The sequence below is a fragment of the Enterobacter sp. Ap-867 genome (assembly GCF_011752855.1).
In the GTDB taxonomy this organism is placed as follows: Bacteria; Pseudomonadota; Gammaproteobacteria; order Enterobacterales; family Enterobacteriaceae; genus Cedecea.
Window position 1 is genome coordinate 1 of record NZ_VWWS01000001.1, and the last position, 14,985, is coordinate 14,985.

Consider the following 14,985-nt stretch of genomic DNA (forward strand, 5'->3'; position numbering starts at 1 on the left):
TTTGCCTGGCGGCCGTAGCGCGGTGGTCCCACCTGACCCCATGCCGAACTCAGAAGTGAAACGCCGTAGCGCCGATGGTAGTGTGGGGTCTCCCCATGCGAGAGTAGGGAACTGCCAGGCATCAAATAAAACAGAAAACCTCAGCCTGATGGCTGGGGTTTTTTGTTTATGTGGTATCAGGCCATACCCATGCACGAGCATGGGCATGCGACAAACGTGTCGGGAACACGTTTGAACGCCGCGTGCGGCGGCCCCGGAGGGGCGAGTATCAGGATGATACGCGTATTGTAGGGAGCGGCCAGGCATCAAATCAGCATTAACCCCGACCGAAAGGCCGGGGTTTTTTGCTTTTTAAAGCATACTTTTTCGCAAAAATATCCGTCCGCTCACAAAAGTTAATGTAACAACTCCGCAACAAGATACTTCACCTCACAAAATTTCTTTCTCCTGCTTAACTGGATCCTGGGTTATTAGACCCATTCAGGAAGACAGGAGAAGAAAATAAAATGATTGAAACAACAAGTGAATCAAATATTGTGCCGTCGGCGGCTGATACCCGTCGTCGCGTCTGGGCCATTGTGGGTGCTTCATCAGGGAATCTGGTTGAGTGGTTTGATTTTTATGTTTACTCGTTCTGTTCGCTCTATTTTGCTCATATCTTTTTCCCAACGGGAAACACCACGACTCAGCTTCTGCAAACCGCCGGTGTCTTTGCCGCAGGTTTTTTGATGCGACCCATTGGAGGCTGGTTATTCGGGTATATTGCCGATAAGCATGGACGTAAAAACTCCATGCTTATCTCAGTGTGTATGATGTGTTTTGGATCGCTGGTCATTGCCTGCCTGCCAGGATACGCCACCATTGGCACATGGGCCCCTGCATTATTGCTTTTAGCACGCCTGTTCCAGGGGTTATCTGTTGGAGGGGAGTACGGCACCAGCGCAACTTACATGAGTGAGGTGGCGGTCGAAGGTCGTAAAGGGTTCTATGCCTCATTCCAGTACGTGACGCTCATTGGCGGGCAGCTGGCCGCGTTGCTTGTTGTGGTTGTTCTCCAGCAAGTGCTAAGTGATGAAGATTTGCGTAGTTGGGGATGGAGAATTCCCTTCGCGATTGGAGCCGTACTGGCGATAGTTGCTCTCTATCTTCGCCGTTCTCTGGATGAAACATCGGATAAAGCAAGCCGCGCGCACAAGGATGCCGGTACGCTTTCCGGGCTGTGGAAAAATAAAAAAGCCTTCATTATGGTGCTTGGTTTCACCGCCGGCGGCTCCCTGGCTTTCTATACCTTCACCACCTATATGCAGAAATATCTGGTGAATACTGCGGGGATGCATGCGAACACGGCCAGCGCGTTGATGACCTGTGCGCTGTTTGTCTTCATGGTACTTCAGCCGTTTTTCGGTGCGCTGTCGGATAAAATTGGTCGTCGAAGTTCTATGCTTTGCTTTGGCGGACTGGCTGCGGTGCTGACTGTGCCTATTTTGACGGCACTGCAGAATGTTAGCTCACCTTATGCGGCCTTTGCTCTGGTGATGGCGGCGATGCTAATTGTCAGTTTTTACACTTCAATCAGCGGCATCCTTAAGGCAGAAATGTTCCCGCCGGAAGTCCGTGCGCTAGGTGTAGGTCTGTCTTATGCAGTTGCAAATGCCTTGTTTGGTGGCTCGGCAGAATATGTCGCCTTATCGCTGAAATCGATGGGCAGCGAAACGACCTTCTTCTGGTATGTCTCTGCGATGGGGGCGCTGGCATTTGCTGTTTCTCTGTTGCTTCACCGTAAAGGCAAAGGGATCAAGCTCTAGAAAGAAAAAGCCCTGCAGTGCAGGGCTTAAACGTTTAGAGAATACGGCTTATTAGTCGGTCGATACGGATACGGCGCAGGCGGCGAATCAGCTTGCGAACTTTCACCGGATATTCGGCGATGCTTTGGAGATCGCGATAATGCTTAACAGCCGTCGTATGGGTGCGGATAAGCTCCAGCTCCTTGGTGCGAATGTCTTCAAGCTCTCTTTTGGGATCGTGAATCAGCAGAGCATTTTCCAGATCCAGGCGCCACGCGCGCGGATTAAGGTTATTCCCGGTCAGCAGCATCCACTCGTTGTCCACCCACATGCCTTTCAGGTGGTAACTGTTATCCCCATCTTTCCACAAACGCACAATCAACTGCCCGGTATTCACATAATATTGCAGGCGGCTCAGGAAGCGGCGCAGATTAATTTCATAGAGATAAGGTAGCGCGCCAATAATCTTGAACGACTGATCTTCCGGAATATAAAAATCATTCGCTGTCTTATCGCCAACGATAATCTCAACCTGTTTACCGTCCCGCAGCAGCTGTATGATATTGCGGACCAGGACAGCTGGCAGGTTGAAGTATGGCGTGCAGATAGTCAGCTTCTGCTCTGCGCAAGGCATAAGATGGAAGATGGTTTTATTCAGCAGGCTTGATTTTCCCAGACCGACCAGCGGCGTAACCGAGAGCTGATCGTTATCTGCATCACCGTGGAAGATAAAGCTAGCGTCACGCAATTCCTGGCGGAAGAGACGGATATCGTTTTTGATTTCTGGGCTTTTTACGCGCTCAGCGACATCTAAGCGATGAACCGCCCGGCCATTTATCAAATTCTGGTTAACCCAGCCATGCATGATATCTGCCAGGGCGCGATTGCGAATGATTTGATAGCGGTCATAGCGATATTTATCGTGCTGATGCAGGTAAACATCGTTGAGGCTGGCGCCGCTATAGATGACGCTGTCATCAATAATAAAGCCTTTGAAATGCAGCACGCCAAGGGCTTCGCGAGTATTGACGGGAACGCCATAGACAGGAACATTCACGTCGGGGAACTGCTCGGCCATGCGGTGATACCAGTCCGCATTGGTGTTGGACGCGGCAACACCAATACGTCCGCGCTGGGCACGGTGCCAGTCAACCAGCACGGAAACATCTAAATCTGGCCGCTGCTGTTTGGCTTGATAAAGCGCGGACAGAATTCCTTTGCCGCCGTCATCCTGTTCAAGATACAACGCAATAATACAAATACGCTGCGTTGCGCTGGCGATTTTTTTCAACAGCGTTTCGCGGAAATCCGCAGGGGAGAACAGGGTTTCTACATCATCAACTGATTGAGAAAGCTTCGGTAACTGGGCAAGGTGTTGTTGATGTTTATTACGCTTAAATTTAGACAACATCACAGTGCTTATCTTCTCTCTTCATTGGATGGCCTTCTGCAAAATCCAGACGTCAGAACTTGCTGATAATACCACTACTACTGCGCAAAGTGAGTATGTTTTCCAGTACCTTACTCACGAATCTGCGCTTTTGCTCAATGGAAGCGTCAGACTTACAATACCGTCTTCCAGCTGAATATCGACGCTGAAACCCAGTTTGCGGGCCAGGGTAATCATGCCCTGGTTGTTCGGCATCGTTATGCCATTCAGTCGCTGAAGGCCATGCTCTCTGGTGTAATCGATGAGCTTAGTCAGTAAGCGTCGGCCGAGTCCGAGGCCTTTTAAGTCGGAGCGAACCAGCACGGCGAACTCGGCATCAACGTTGTCAGGGTCTGAAATGGCGCGTGTGACGCCGAGGATCTCATCGTTGTCTTTTATTCTTCTGACTGCAACGAACGCCATTTCTCGATCGTAGTCGATCTGCGTCATATTGGCTAAATCTTCGTGGGTAAATTCATTGATCTCGCTGAAATAGCGATAGTAGAGATCCTCTTTTGTTACCTGAGCAATAAAACGCTGCAGCTGAGGTTCGTCCTCGGGCAGGATCGGCCGGAACAGGCAGCGGTCACCGTTCTTAAGCTGCACCAGCTCTTCAAGCTGATGAGGATAAGGACGCACGGCCAGCCTGGCATCCGCATCCCCCGTAAATTCGGCCAATTCCAGAGTGACGTCGAGCAGGGTGAATTCACTGCCGGATGCCAGTAGAGGGTGAATATCGAGTCTGACAATCTCGGGGCAATCAACTATCAGGTTAGAAACTTGCACCAGAACTTCGCTGATCCCGGCGATATCCAGCGGGCGTAATGCGCTCCGGCTACGGATCTTGCCGCTTTTGATCGCCTGAATGACAAGGTATCGGGCCAGATTCATGTTTAGCGGGGGGAGGGCTACCGCCGCCTGCCTTTCAGGTCGCCACTCTACGCCGCCTTCGCCCAGCATGATCAATGGACCAAATACCGGATCGTGCTCAACGACGACTCTTAGTTCCTGCGCGCCTGCGCGGTTTGCCATGCTTTGCACCAGCAGGCCGTGAATACGAGCCTGGGGCCAGGCCATTTTTACACGGTCGATGATGGCTTCGGCGGCCTGTTGTACTTCACTGGCCGTTCTCAAATAGAGCATAACGCCCTGAACTTCCGACTTGTGGGGAATATCCGGAGAACGAAGCTTTAATGCGACGGGATAACCAATTTGCTCTGCGATATGCACCGCTTCTGCACTGTCTCCAGCAATCCATGTCGACAGGGTCGTTAAGCCATAAGCTTCAAGCACCGGCCTGACTTCATGGGTATCCAGCGTCGTGGCTCCCTGATGCAAGGCCCGCTGAATCAGATGGTGGGCGTCGCTGGTGTTTGCCGTCAGGTTAGCCGGCAGGGCCGGCGTTTCGCGCAATTGCTTCTGGTTACGGCGATACTCGACCATGTGCATAAACGCCGTGACCGCACCCTCTGGCGTTCTGTACGTCGGAATACCGGCATCGCTAAACAGGCGTCTGGCTTCCTGGGAGGAATACTCTCCGCACCAGTTGGTGACAATGGTGAGATATTTGCCACGAGGATGCCGCTGCAGAAGATCGATCAGGGCAAGAGCGCTTGCGGTTCCTGGGGCGGCGGCACTGGGGGAATGGATAACCATTAAGGCATCAAAATCATGGCTATCCAGCAATTTCTCTATGGCCAGCAGGTACCGGCCAGGCGTCGCGTCATCCCTTAGATCTATCGGGTTTCCTGCCTCAACGCCAGGAGGAAGCACGCCCGCAAGAGCCTGCAGAGTTTCTTCACTTAACGTCGCTAGTTTGCCATTACGTATCCAAAGCTCATCAAGGGCCAGCGCCGCAGGTGCCGCGCCGTTGCTGACAATCATCAGTCGCTCACCGCGCAGAGGTCGCATGTGGCTAAGGGTTTCTACGGCGGAAAAGAGCTCATGCGTATCCTGGACCCGAAGTAAACCTGCTCGTTGTATCGCCGCGTCCCAGGCGGCATCCAGGCCCGGATGGGTTTTCAGTAGCGTTTGTGCTTTGCTGCTGCGCCCGCTTTTGATGACCAGAATCGGCTTGTTACGTGAGGCGCTTCTTGCGGCGGAAACAAAGCGGCGGGCATCGCTCAGATGTTCAAGATACAGCAGGATGGCGCTGGTTTTCGTATCCCTGGCCAGATAATCAAGCAGTTCATCCACGTCGATATCCAGGCTATCGCCAAGCGCAATAAACCAGGAAAAGCCCATCTCGCGCTGCTGTGCCCAGTCCAGAATGGTGTTGGACACTGCGGCAGACTGAGAAATAAACGCCAGTTTGCCCTTTTGAATCGGAACAGGGGAGAAGCTGGCGTTTAACCCTTGCCACGGAGCCAGTAGGCCAAGGCTGTTCGGGCCAAGCAGGCGAATTTGCCAGCGAGCGGCACAGGCCAGCAATTCGGGTAATTGCTCAGGTGGGGCAGATAAAATAATGCAGGCCTTGCAGCCTTTATTACCCAGGGCTTCCAGTAGCGTAAGATTTCGCCGGGAATGCGTACAAACAATAGCGAGGTCAGGAGCCAGCGGCAGGCTGGCAATATCCGGCCAGGCAAGCACTCCGCACACGGCTTTGTGAGTCGGCGTCACCGGCATTACCGGGCCATTGAAGCCGCCAGCAAGCAAGTTGCGCATCATTAAATAACCGGCGCGGTCGGCTTTTGCCGAAGCGCCGATAACGGCAATGGATTTTGGACGCAGCAGCGCTTCCAGGCCTCGTTGACTCACGACGCTCTCCCCTGAGTGATGTTCAGGAGAGTCTAAACGTTTTCTTCCACTTCTGCTGTGACGCTGCCCTGATGATGGGGTTTCCCCGCCAGATAGCGCTCGCGGAAAAGAGTGAAATGCTGGGTTAATCCTTTGGACGCTACTACATCTCCCGCCAGTTCTAGCAGGGCTGCGGCGACTTCCGCGGTGCAATACTGGCCGTCCGCATGGGCCTCGCGCAGGCGATAAGCTGAGGTAATACTTAAATCTACGGAAATTATCGGCAGCGCATCGAGATAAGGGCTTTTACGGAACATTTTACGTGCTTCAGTCCACGTGCCATCAAGCATGATAAATAGCGGTGGCTTACCGATGGTTGGTGGCGTGGTCAGTACCTCGCGACTTGCATCGGCATAAGAGGCGGGGAAAACTACCATTGGCTGGTAATCCGGGTTAGCGACAAGATCCAGCAGCGCCTGAGGCGGCTCCGTGCGCGACCATTGAAATGCCTCTGTTTCCGGCAAAATATCGGCAATAAGTCGCCCGGTGTTACTCGGCTTCATCGGTTCGGTGTCAAACATTACCAGGCAAAAGCGACTGTGGGCATGTTGTGGCTTAAGCGTCTCACACAGGCAATTTTTCAACGGCAGCAGGCAGCGCTGGCAGCGACGAACGCGATTACCACGGGCGAGAAAGGGACGAGTTGCGCGAGCAAGGCGGGCTGCACGAAGGCGAAGAACGGCGTTTTCGGTCATTAATGAAGGATGTCTGGCTAAAAACACCATTCTACCGTAGATAGAGAAAGGAGGCCTAAAAAATGCCCCCTTATAATCAGATATTTTCGTCCAGCCAGCTATCAAACGGGGCTTTAGGCATGGCGCCATTCAGCATATCGACGACCTGGCCATTTTTGAAAATCATAATGGTCGGGATGCTTCTGATGCGAAAACGTGCGCTCAGTTCCTGCTCCGCTTCGGTGTTCACCTTCACAAAGCGAACTTTACCGCTGCGTTCTTCGGCAACATCTTCAAAAATAGGGGCGAAGTTCACGCACGGGCCGCACCACGGCGCCCAAAAATCAACCACAACCGGCAGCTCATCTTTCAGGAGTTTATCCAGCGTCGCCGTCGTGGCGTTAACGACTTCACCGTCAAACAGTTCATGGCCGCAGCGACCGCATTTTGCACCGTCATCGATACGGTCGTCAGGAATGCGGTTAATGGCCTGGCAGTCGGCACAAACGGTATTCATAACTAACCTCAAAGAGAATGATTGAAATCGGTGCCATGCACCACGGATGTTTCAAATATGTTACATATTATCGGCGAAGATGGGGAGGCCAACAAAGTGATTTATTCGATGAGTACAATAGTTTTTAGCTTTTAAGCAAAGTTAATGGCTAACCCATGGCACATCAGGTAATCTGCGCGCTTCGCGCTCAGCCAGGTGGAGGAACAATGAACGACGAATTTAAAGGTAAAAGCGGCAAGGTCAAAGTGATGTATGTCCGCAGTGACGACGAAAGCGAACAGCGCAGCCAAAACCCGCGTACCGGGAAAGGCGGTGGGCGTCCTGCCGGTGCGTCACGTGGTGAAGGCGGCGGCCGCCGTCAGTCTCGTCACGATGATAAACCTCGCGGCGGGCGCGATCGTAATGAACGTAGTGACAGAGGCGATCGCGGTGAAGCGGTCTCGCCATGGCGTACGGTTTCCCGTGCCCCGGTAGACTCTTCGCTGTCGGCATCAGACAATGAAGGTACAACTAAACATATCGTTGATCCGGAAGTGATTCGTCGCCAGCGCGCCGAAGAAGCCCGAGTGTACGGTGAGAATGCTTGTCAGGCGCTGTTCCAGAGTCGCCCGGAAAGCATCGTGCGCGCCTGGTTTATCCAGAGCGTTACGCCTCGTTTTAAAGAAGCGCTGCGCTGGATGGCGGCAAATCGCAAGGCTTATCACGTGGTGGATGACGCTGAGCTGACAAAAGCCTCAGGCACCGAACACCACGGCGGCGTTTGCTTCATTATTAAAAAACGCAGCGGCATCAGCGTGCAGACCTGGCTGAACAAAGCCGGGGAAGAAGACTGCGTGCTGGCACTGGAGGATGTGGGCAACCCACATAACCTGGGCGGGATCATGCGCAGCTGCGCACACTTCGGCGTTAAAGGTTTGCTGATTCAGGATGCTTCTCTGCTGGAATCCGGTGCGGCGATTCGTACCGCAGAAGGCGGGGCCGAGCACGTGGTGGCGATCAGCGGCGAGACGTTTGGCGATGGGCTGGAAGCTTTCCGTAAAGCGGGCTACACCATCGTGACAACCTCAAGCCACCAGGGCACCCCGCTGTATAAAGCTGAGCTGCCTAAGAAAATGGTGCTGGTGCTGGGCCAGGAGCGCGATGGCGTTTCCGACACGACTTTTGAAAACGCAGATATGAGCGTAGCCATTGAAGGTACAGGTAATGTTGAAAGCCTCAACGTATCGGTAGCGACTGGCGTGCTGCTGGGCGAATGGTGGCGCCAGAACAAGGCCTAAGGCCTTCTCCAGCTATAAAAAACCAGCGTAATTGCTGGTTTTTTTTCGCCCCGATTTTAGCCATTGTCCTGTGGCAGCTGCGGCACCCAATCGATGGGCTGTTCTCCGCGCCCGGCCAGATACTCATTCGCCTTCACAAAATGCCCGCAGCCCAGAAAACCACGATGCGCAGAAAGCGGAGAAGGGTGCGGTGCGGTCAGGACATGGTGGCGCTGGCGATCGATAATGCTGCCTTTGCGTTGGGCATGAGCACCCCACAGCAGGAACACCACCCCTTCACGGTGTTCATTAATGAGGGCGATAACCTTGTCGGTAAACGTCTCCCAACCAAAATTGGCGTGGGAATGCGCTTTACTCGCTTCGACGGTAAGTACCGTATTGAGCAGCAACACGCCCTGCCGAGCCCAGCTTTCAAGGTAGCCGTGCGTAGGGCGGGTAAAGACTGGGACAGAAGCCTCAAGCTCTTTATACATATTGACCAGCGAAGGCGGGGGAGCGATTCCTGGACGGACGGAGAAAGATAGTCCGTGCGCCTGGCCTGGTCCATGATAAGGATCCTGCCCCAGAATCACGACTTTGACATCGCCCAGCTCGGTAAAGCGAAAAGCGTTGAAAACATCCTTTTGCGGAGGGTAAACGGTCACGCCCGCTGCGCGCTCTGCCGCGACGGCGCTGAGCGTATTGATAAAGTAGGGCTGCTGTTTCTCTTCTGCCAGCACGTCGTGCCAGGTGAGGTGGGTAGTCATCTCGCTCTCCCGCGAATCTGTATTGTCCGATAGCTTAACTGCTTCTTCCTTCTGAGCAAAATAGTGCGTGGCATCAATGAGCTACAGTGATAAATAAAGTTGAAAATTTACAAAAGTTTTAGCATGGCGCTGACCGTCTAAGTTGATGTAAAACAAATAAAACCAGCTAAAGCCATTTTTAGTGTGTGGATTTAATTGATTTAAGTCAAAGAATCACGCCTGGTGGACTGATATAAGAACAACAAAGCAACAAAGGTTTTACCAATGAGCCAGAGCGCTGGCCCAAAGAATCAGCACATTACCCTGAGGGAGAAATAAAATGATTACTGGTATCCAAATTACAAAAGCGGCAAACGACGAACTTCTGAACTCTTTCTGGCTGCTCGACAGTGAAAAAGGAGAAGCTCGCTGCGTGTGCGCGAAAGCAGGTTTTGCGGAAGATGAAGTGGTTGCAGTCAGTAAACTGGGCCAGTTTGAATACCGTGAAATTCCAATGGAAGTGAAACCGGAAGTTCGCGTTGAAGGTGGGCAGCACCTGAACGTTAACGTTCTGCGTCGTGAAACGCTGGAAGATGCGGTTAAGCATCCGGAAAAATATCCGCAGCTGACCATCCGTGTTTCCGGCTACGCGGTGCGCTTTAACTCCCTGACTCCGGAACAGCAGCGCGACGTGATTACCCGTACTTTCACTGAAAGCCTGTAATTCAGTTCCTGCCGTTGAGAATAAAGAGCGCCTTCTGGCGCTCTTTCACGTTAATAGAATGCATAGTAAACCCGCATCAGCACCCGGTACAGGTTCCCTAAATTTCCTGGGGCTGCCAGCACTACGCTCATTTCTTCGATGTCACTATCTTCGCCGTATACGACAGGGCAGGAATGCCGTAAAGAATGATTGTTTGCAGGAAAACGCAGAACCCGGGCAATAAAAAACGCCGGGATTATCCCGGCGTTCATGTTATTCGTCGACTTTTGGCGACTCTGTCGTGTTAGCTGCCGTTGGTTTACGGCGCTTACCGATGTTTTTCTGATCGCGATGGCGCACTTTAACGCGCGGCTTCTCTTTGTCTTTCTCTTTCTTCTTCTCTTCGCGCTTAGCCAGCACTTTCTTGGATGGCTTACCGGTCAGCTTTTCGCTTGGCGCACGCGTCGTTGGGCGCAGCTCGTCGATAACGCGGGATTTCAGAGGCTCTTTCATGTAGCGGGTAATTTTACCCAGCAGCAGATGATCGTGCGCCTCAACCAGCGAAATCGCGGTTCCTTTCATGCCTGCGCGACCGGTACGACCAATACGGTGCAGATAGATATCCGCGGTACGTGGCAGGTCAAAGTTGAATACGTGGCTAACGTCAGGGATATCGATCCCACGGGCAGCAACGTCGGTCGCAACCAGAACGTTTACGCGACCATCGGTCAGGCGCTTGATGGCCTCGTTACGCTTGGCCTGTACCATTTCGCCTTCGAGATAGCAGGTGTTGATGCCCGCTTCACGCAGCCAGGCAACCAGCTCATGCAGACGCTCGCGCTTACGCACAAAGACGATAGAGCGGGTGGTATCCGGCTGGTTCAGCAAATGAACGAGTAACTTCGTTTTGTGCTCAACGTCATCGGCGCGATAGTACCACTGATGGATCTTCTTGCGCTCACGCGTGGATGGCGTGGCGGAAACTTCAACCGGATCTTCCAGCAGGCGTTCAGCAAAATCTTTAACCGCGTTGCCTTCCAGGGTAGCGGAGAACAGCATGGTTTGCTTGCGCCAGCGGGTTTCCGCGGCAATGGTTTCAATATCTTGCGCGAAGCCCATGTCCAGCATGCGATCTGCTTCATCGAGGATCAGCGTTTCAACCGCGCGGCAGTCGAAGTTCTCTTCCTTTATGTATTGCAGCAGTCGGCCGGTGGTAGCGACGACAATATCCTGATTCTCGCTGAAAACTTCAGCGTGGTTCATATACGCTACGCCGCCGGTGATGGTGGCGATATCCAGATGGGTATGTTTTGCCAGTTCACGCGCGTGGTCGGCGACCTGCATAGCGAGTTCACGGGTTGGCGTGACGATCAGAATACGCGGCGGGCCAGATTTCTTACGAGGAAAGTCGACCAGATGCTGTAGCGCTGGCAGCAGGTAAGCTGCGGTTTTACCGGTACCCGTCGGTGCTGAACCCAGCACGTCGCGTCCTTCAAGTGCAGGAGGAATGGCCGCAGCCTGGATGGCAGTCGGGCGAGTAAAGCCTTTCTCCTGGAGCGCGTCCAAAAGGCTTTCATCAAGTTCGAGTTCGGAAAAAGTGCTTACAGTCATGGTCTACCTCTGTTTGGGACGCCGATTATAGACATAATGACCGCGATCTTCATCTGTTTGTGTCTTTCCGTAGATGTCCGTTTCACTTATGCTACGGCGGTTTCTTTGCAAGGTAGATAAGATGTCGGATCAAAAAGCGGTATTACGTCGGGATGGTTTCACCTTCAAACAGTTCTTTGTGGCGCACGATCGCTGCGCCATGAAGGTGGGAACAGATGGGACGCTGCTCGGTGCATGGGTGCCGGTAGTTAATGTAAAAAGCGTCCTGGATATTGGCACCGGCAGCGGTTTGCTGGCGTTGATGCTCGCCCAGAGAACCGCTGATGACGTCACGATTGAAGCCGTGGAGCTGGATCCGGTTGCTGCAGGACAGGCGGCAGAAAACGCCAAAGGCTGCCGCTGGGCTTCGCGTATTCACGTTCACTGCGCGGACATCCGCGAGTGGGCGCAGCAGGCTACTCAGCGCTACTCCTTAATTGTCAGTAATCCGCCTTTCTTTGAGCAGGGCAGTAACTGCGCATCACCAGAACGAGCTCAGGCACGTTATACCACGACGCTGGATCACCAGGCCTTGCTCAGCAGCGCTGAACAACTGATCACCGAAGACGGTTTCTTCTGCGTGATTATGCCGGAAACTGCCGGGACGGCATTCAGCGAGCTGGCGAAATCACAGGGTTGGCACGTTCGTTACCGTACCGATGTGGCCGACAATGAAACTCGCCTGCCGCATCGGGTGATGCTCGCGCTTTCTCCTACGGGCGGAGAATACTACAACGACCGCCTGGTGATCCGTGGGCCAGACCAAACCTACTCTGAAGGCTATTGCAGCCTGACCCAGGACTTCTACCTGTTTATGTAGAGCGGGGAAAGCACGCTTGGGCCGGATTCAGCGAGCTGATCCGGATAATCGAGCGTGTAGTGCAGGCCCCGGCTCTCTTTACGCTGCATGGCGCAGCGCACAATGAGTTCGGCAACCTGCACCAGGTTTCTCAGCTCAAGCAAATTGTTTGAAACGCGGAAGTTGGCATAGTACTCATCAATCTCTTGCTGCAGCATGGTAATTCTTCGCAGCGCCCGCTCCAGCCGACGAGTGGTGCGGACGATCCCAACGTAGTCCCACATAAAGAGCCGCAGCTCATGCCAGTTATGCTGGATAACAACCTGTTCGTCTGGATTATCCACACGGCTGTCATCCCAGTCGGGCAGATTTTTACTTTCGCGCGCATACGGCAGTCGCTTCAGAATATCTTCTGCGGCAGACCAGCCATAAACCAGGCATTCGAGCAGAGAGTTTGAGGCCATTCGGTTAGCGCCGTGCAGGCCGGTATACGTCACTTCGCCAATGGCATACAGCCCGTCCACGTCGGTGCGCCCGTGTTCATCTATCATCACGCCGCCGCAGGTATAATGCGCGGCAGGGACTACGGGAACCGGATCTTTGGTTAAATCAATGCCTAGCCCAAGCAGCTTCTCATAAATAGTGGGGAAGTGCTGGCGAACAAACGCCTCTGGCTTATGGCTGATATCCAGATACATGCAGTCTGCGCCCAGGCGTTTCATTTCGTGATCGATAGCCCTGGCGACGATATCACGTGGCGCAAGCTCGGCACGTTCATCAAACTCCGGCATGAAGCGTGAACCATCCGGACGCTTCAGGTATGCACCTTCGCCGCGCAATGCTTCGGTAAGCAGGAAGTTTCGGGCCTGAGGATGGAACAGCGCCGTAGGGTGAAACTGGTTGAATTCAAGATTGGCGACCCGGCAGCCTGCACGCCATGCCATAGCGATACCGTCACCGGAGGCGATATCCGGGTTTGTCGTGTACTGGTAGACTTTTGAAGCGCCACCGGTGGCTAAAACGACAGATTTCGCACGGCAGGTTTCGACCTTTTCAAGGTTCCGGTTCCAGACCCAGGCACCGACGACGCGCCTTGTGCCCGGCAGGCCAATTTTGTCCGAAATAATTAGGTCTACGGCGTTGCTGCGCTCGATCACCCGGATATTGGGGTGATTGAGGGCTTTGCCGACTAGCGTGGTTTCAACTTCCTTCCCGGTGGCATCCGCCGAATGAAGAATTCGGCGATGGCTGTGGCCGCCTTCACGCGTCAAATGGTAGCTCTCTTCACCATTCGCCAGCGTGTGGGTATCGAACATGACGCCCTGATCAATCAGCCACTGGACGCAGTGCTTTGCATTGCTTGCCACAAATTCTACGGCCTCACGATCGCAAATTCCTGCCCCGGCTATCAGCGTATCGTCAATATGGGAAGCTATGCTGTCGGTTTCATCGAAAACGGCGGCAATTCCCCCCTGTGCATAAAAAGTTGAGCCTTCGTTAACTGGGCCTTTGCTTAGCACAATGACCTTGCTGGTTTGAGCCAGACGCAGCGCGAGAGAAAGGCCAGCAGCACCGCTACCGACAATTAATACGTCACAGATCAGATCGCTATTTTTGTTCATAGTGTTTAATTTACTAAACAATAGTGGCCCGAGCATAGCACCGGGTGGGACGCTGAACACGCTTTTTTTGTTTTAGCGTTGTGCAGACTAAACAGAGTCATCGGTAAAGTCATTGGGAGGGCTCGAGCAAACTGCGTAAATAAATCTCACTACGGAAGGATAAATGGCAGATTAGATGATGAAATACCCTGATTCATGAGATACTCTTCTCGCTAACTTTTTGAGCATTGATTCAGAAGAATCGGCGTTACCGTTTTGCGAAGCGGAATTTATAATGAAAAGATGCAATCCGCTAAACATGACAGAAAAACAAAGGCGTAACGGAACTTTGCTGGCCTCGGGCACTCAAACTCAAAGCTTGCTCAAAAATGCAGGGTTCGAGTGGCATTTCGATTACGCGTGGAAATTGGGTTTGGGGAGACATTACCTCGGATGAGCGAGCAGTTAACGGATCAGGTCCTCGTCGAACGGGTCCAAAAGGGAGATCAGAAATCATTTAACCTACTGGTGATACGCTACCAGCATAAGGTTGCGAGCCTGGTTTCCCGCTATGTACCTTCGGGAGATGTACCCGATGTGGTGCAGGAATCTTTTATTAAAGCTTATCGCGCGCTGGATTCATTCCGTGGCGATAGTGCGTTTTATACGTGGTTGTACCGCATCGCGGTCAACACGGCTAAAAATTATCTGGTTGCTCAGGGGCGGCGTCCGCCATCAAGTGATGTGGACGCTATTGACGCTGAAAACTACGAAAGTGGCAGCGCATTGAAAGAAATTTCGAACCCTGAGAACTTAATGTTGTCTGAAGAACTGAGACAAATAGTTTTCCGTACTATTGAGTCGCTCCCGGAAGATTTACGCATGGCAATTACGTTGCGGGAGTTGGATGGCCTGAGCTATGAAGAGATAGCCGACATCATGGATTGCCCGGTAGGTACTGTGCGTTCTCGTATTTTCCGCGCAAGGGAAGCTATTGATAATAAAGTTCAACCGCTTATCAGGCGTTGAC

General features: G+C 52.9%; 13 protein-coding genes and 1 rRNA gene. 7 read left to right on the forward strand and 7 right to left on the reverse strand.

Going from position 1 to position 14,985, the window contains the following annotated elements; all coding sequences use genetic code 11:
- Positions 1–4: 4 nt before the first annotated feature.
- Both rrf and F3J26_RS00010 read left to right on the forward strand, forming a co-directional pair.
- Positions 5–120: ribosomal RNA gene (gene rrf / locus F3J26_RS00005) — 5S ribosomal RNA — on the forward strand.
- A 386-nt stretch (positions 121–506) separates the two neighbouring features.
- On the forward strand, positions 507–1,805 hold the full coding sequence (locus tag F3J26_RS00010) for an MFS transporter (protein ID WP_166990354.1): 1,299 nt from the start codon (positions 507–509) through the stop codon (positions 1,803–1,805).
- A gap of 34 nt (positions 1,806–1,839) precedes the next feature.
- On the opposite strand, the gene pssA is transcribed toward F3J26_RS00010, so the two are convergent.
- The 4 genes from pssA to trxC all read right to left on the reverse strand — a co-directional run bounded on the left by pssA (position 1,840) and on the right by trxC (position 7,200).
- A complete protein-coding gene (gene pssA, locus F3J26_RS00015; RefSeq protein ID WP_166992864.1) occupies positions 1,840–3,195 on the reverse strand; it encodes a CDP-diacylglycerol--serine O-phosphatidyltransferase in 1,356 nt (451 codons plus the stop codon).
- Between the two features lie 114 nt (positions 3,196–3,309).
- Positions 3,310–5,970 carry a bifunctional acetate--CoA ligase family protein/GNAT family N-acetyltransferase gene (locus F3J26_RS00020; protein ID WP_166990357.1) on the reverse strand — a complete coding sequence of 887 codons (2,661 nt, stop codon included), beginning with the start codon at positions 5,968–5,970 and terminating at the stop codon, positions 3,310–3,312.
- A gap of 32 nt (positions 5,971–6,002) precedes the next feature.
- The gene (locus tag F3J26_RS00025; protein ID WP_166990360.1) at positions 6,003–6,704 is read right to left on the reverse strand and encodes a tRNA-uridine aminocarboxypropyltransferase; all 702 of its coding nucleotides are present in this window, start codon (positions 6,702–6,704) and stop codon (positions 6,003–6,005) included.
- A gap of 76 nt (positions 6,705–6,780) precedes the next feature.
- A complete protein-coding gene (trxC, locus tag F3J26_RS00030; protein ID WP_038479759.1) occupies positions 6,781–7,200 on the reverse strand; it encodes a thioredoxin TrxC in 420 nt (139 codons plus the stop codon).
- A 206-nt stretch (positions 7,201–7,406) separates the two neighbouring features.
- On the opposite strand from trxC, the gene F3J26_RS00035 reads away from it, so the two are divergent.
- Positions 7,407–8,477 carry a tRNA/rRNA methyltransferase gene (locus F3J26_RS00035; RefSeq protein WP_166990362.1) on the forward strand — a complete coding sequence of 357 codons (1,071 nt, stop codon included), beginning with the start codon at positions 7,407–7,409 and terminating at the stop codon, positions 8,475–8,477.
- Between the two features lie 56 nt (positions 8,478–8,533).
- Here F3J26_RS00035 and ung read toward each other — a convergent pair whose 3' ends face one another.
- Positions 8,534–9,223, reverse strand: coding sequence for a uracil-DNA glycosylase (gene ung, locus F3J26_RS00040; protein WP_166990365.1), 690 nt, complete (start codon positions 9,221–9,223; stop codon positions 8,534–8,536).
- 319 nt (positions 9,224–9,542) lie between these two features.
- On the opposite strand from ung, the gene grcA reads away from it, so the two are divergent.
- Positions 9,543–9,926, forward strand: coding sequence for an autonomous glycyl radical cofactor GrcA (gene grcA / locus F3J26_RS00045; RefSeq protein WP_008459527.1), 384 nt, complete (start codon positions 9,543–9,545; stop codon positions 9,924–9,926).
- 252 nt (positions 9,927–10,178) lie between these two features.
- Here the strand turns inward: grcA and srmB are convergent, their stop codons facing one another.
- Positions 10,179–11,516 carry an ATP-dependent RNA helicase SrmB gene (srmB, locus tag F3J26_RS00050; RefSeq protein WP_166990368.1) on the reverse strand — a complete coding sequence of 446 codons (1,338 nt, stop codon included), beginning with the start codon at positions 11,514–11,516 and terminating at the stop codon, positions 10,179–10,181.
- A gap of 121 nt (positions 11,517–11,637) precedes the next feature.
- Between srmB and trmN the strand changes: the two genes are divergently transcribed.
- Positions 11,638–12,375: a tRNA(1)(Val) (adenine(37)-N(6))-methyltransferase TrmN gene (gene trmN / locus F3J26_RS00055; RefSeq protein WP_166990370.1), complete on the forward strand. Its 738-nt coding sequence runs from the start codon at positions 11,638–11,640 to the stop codon at positions 12,373–12,375.
- Here the strand turns inward: trmN and nadB are convergent.
- Positions 12,360–13,976, reverse strand: a complete 1,617-nt coding sequence (nadB, locus tag F3J26_RS00060) for an L-aspartate oxidase (RefSeq protein ID WP_166990373.1) — start codon at positions 13,974–13,976, stop codon at positions 12,360–12,362. The two genes, trmN and nadB, sit on opposite strands and share 16 nt — an antisense overlap.
- Before the next feature lie 298 nt (positions 13,977–14,274).
- Between nadB and rseD the strand changes: the two genes are divergently transcribed.
- Both rseD and rpoE read left to right on the forward strand, forming a co-directional pair.
- Positions 14,275–14,412, forward strand: coding sequence for a rpoE leader peptide RseD (gene rseD, locus F3J26_RS22740; protein WP_166990376.1), 138 nt, complete (start codon positions 14,275–14,277; stop codon positions 14,410–14,412).
- Positions 14,409–14,984 (forward strand): RNA polymerase sigma factor RpoE, encoded by a 576-nt coding sequence (rpoE, locus tag F3J26_RS00070; protein ID WP_008459517.1) that lies wholly within the window; start codon positions 14,409–14,411, stop codon positions 14,982–14,984. The genes rseD and rpoE overlap by 4 nt, the downstream gene beginning before the upstream one ends.
- Position 14,985: the final 1 nt, after the last annotated feature.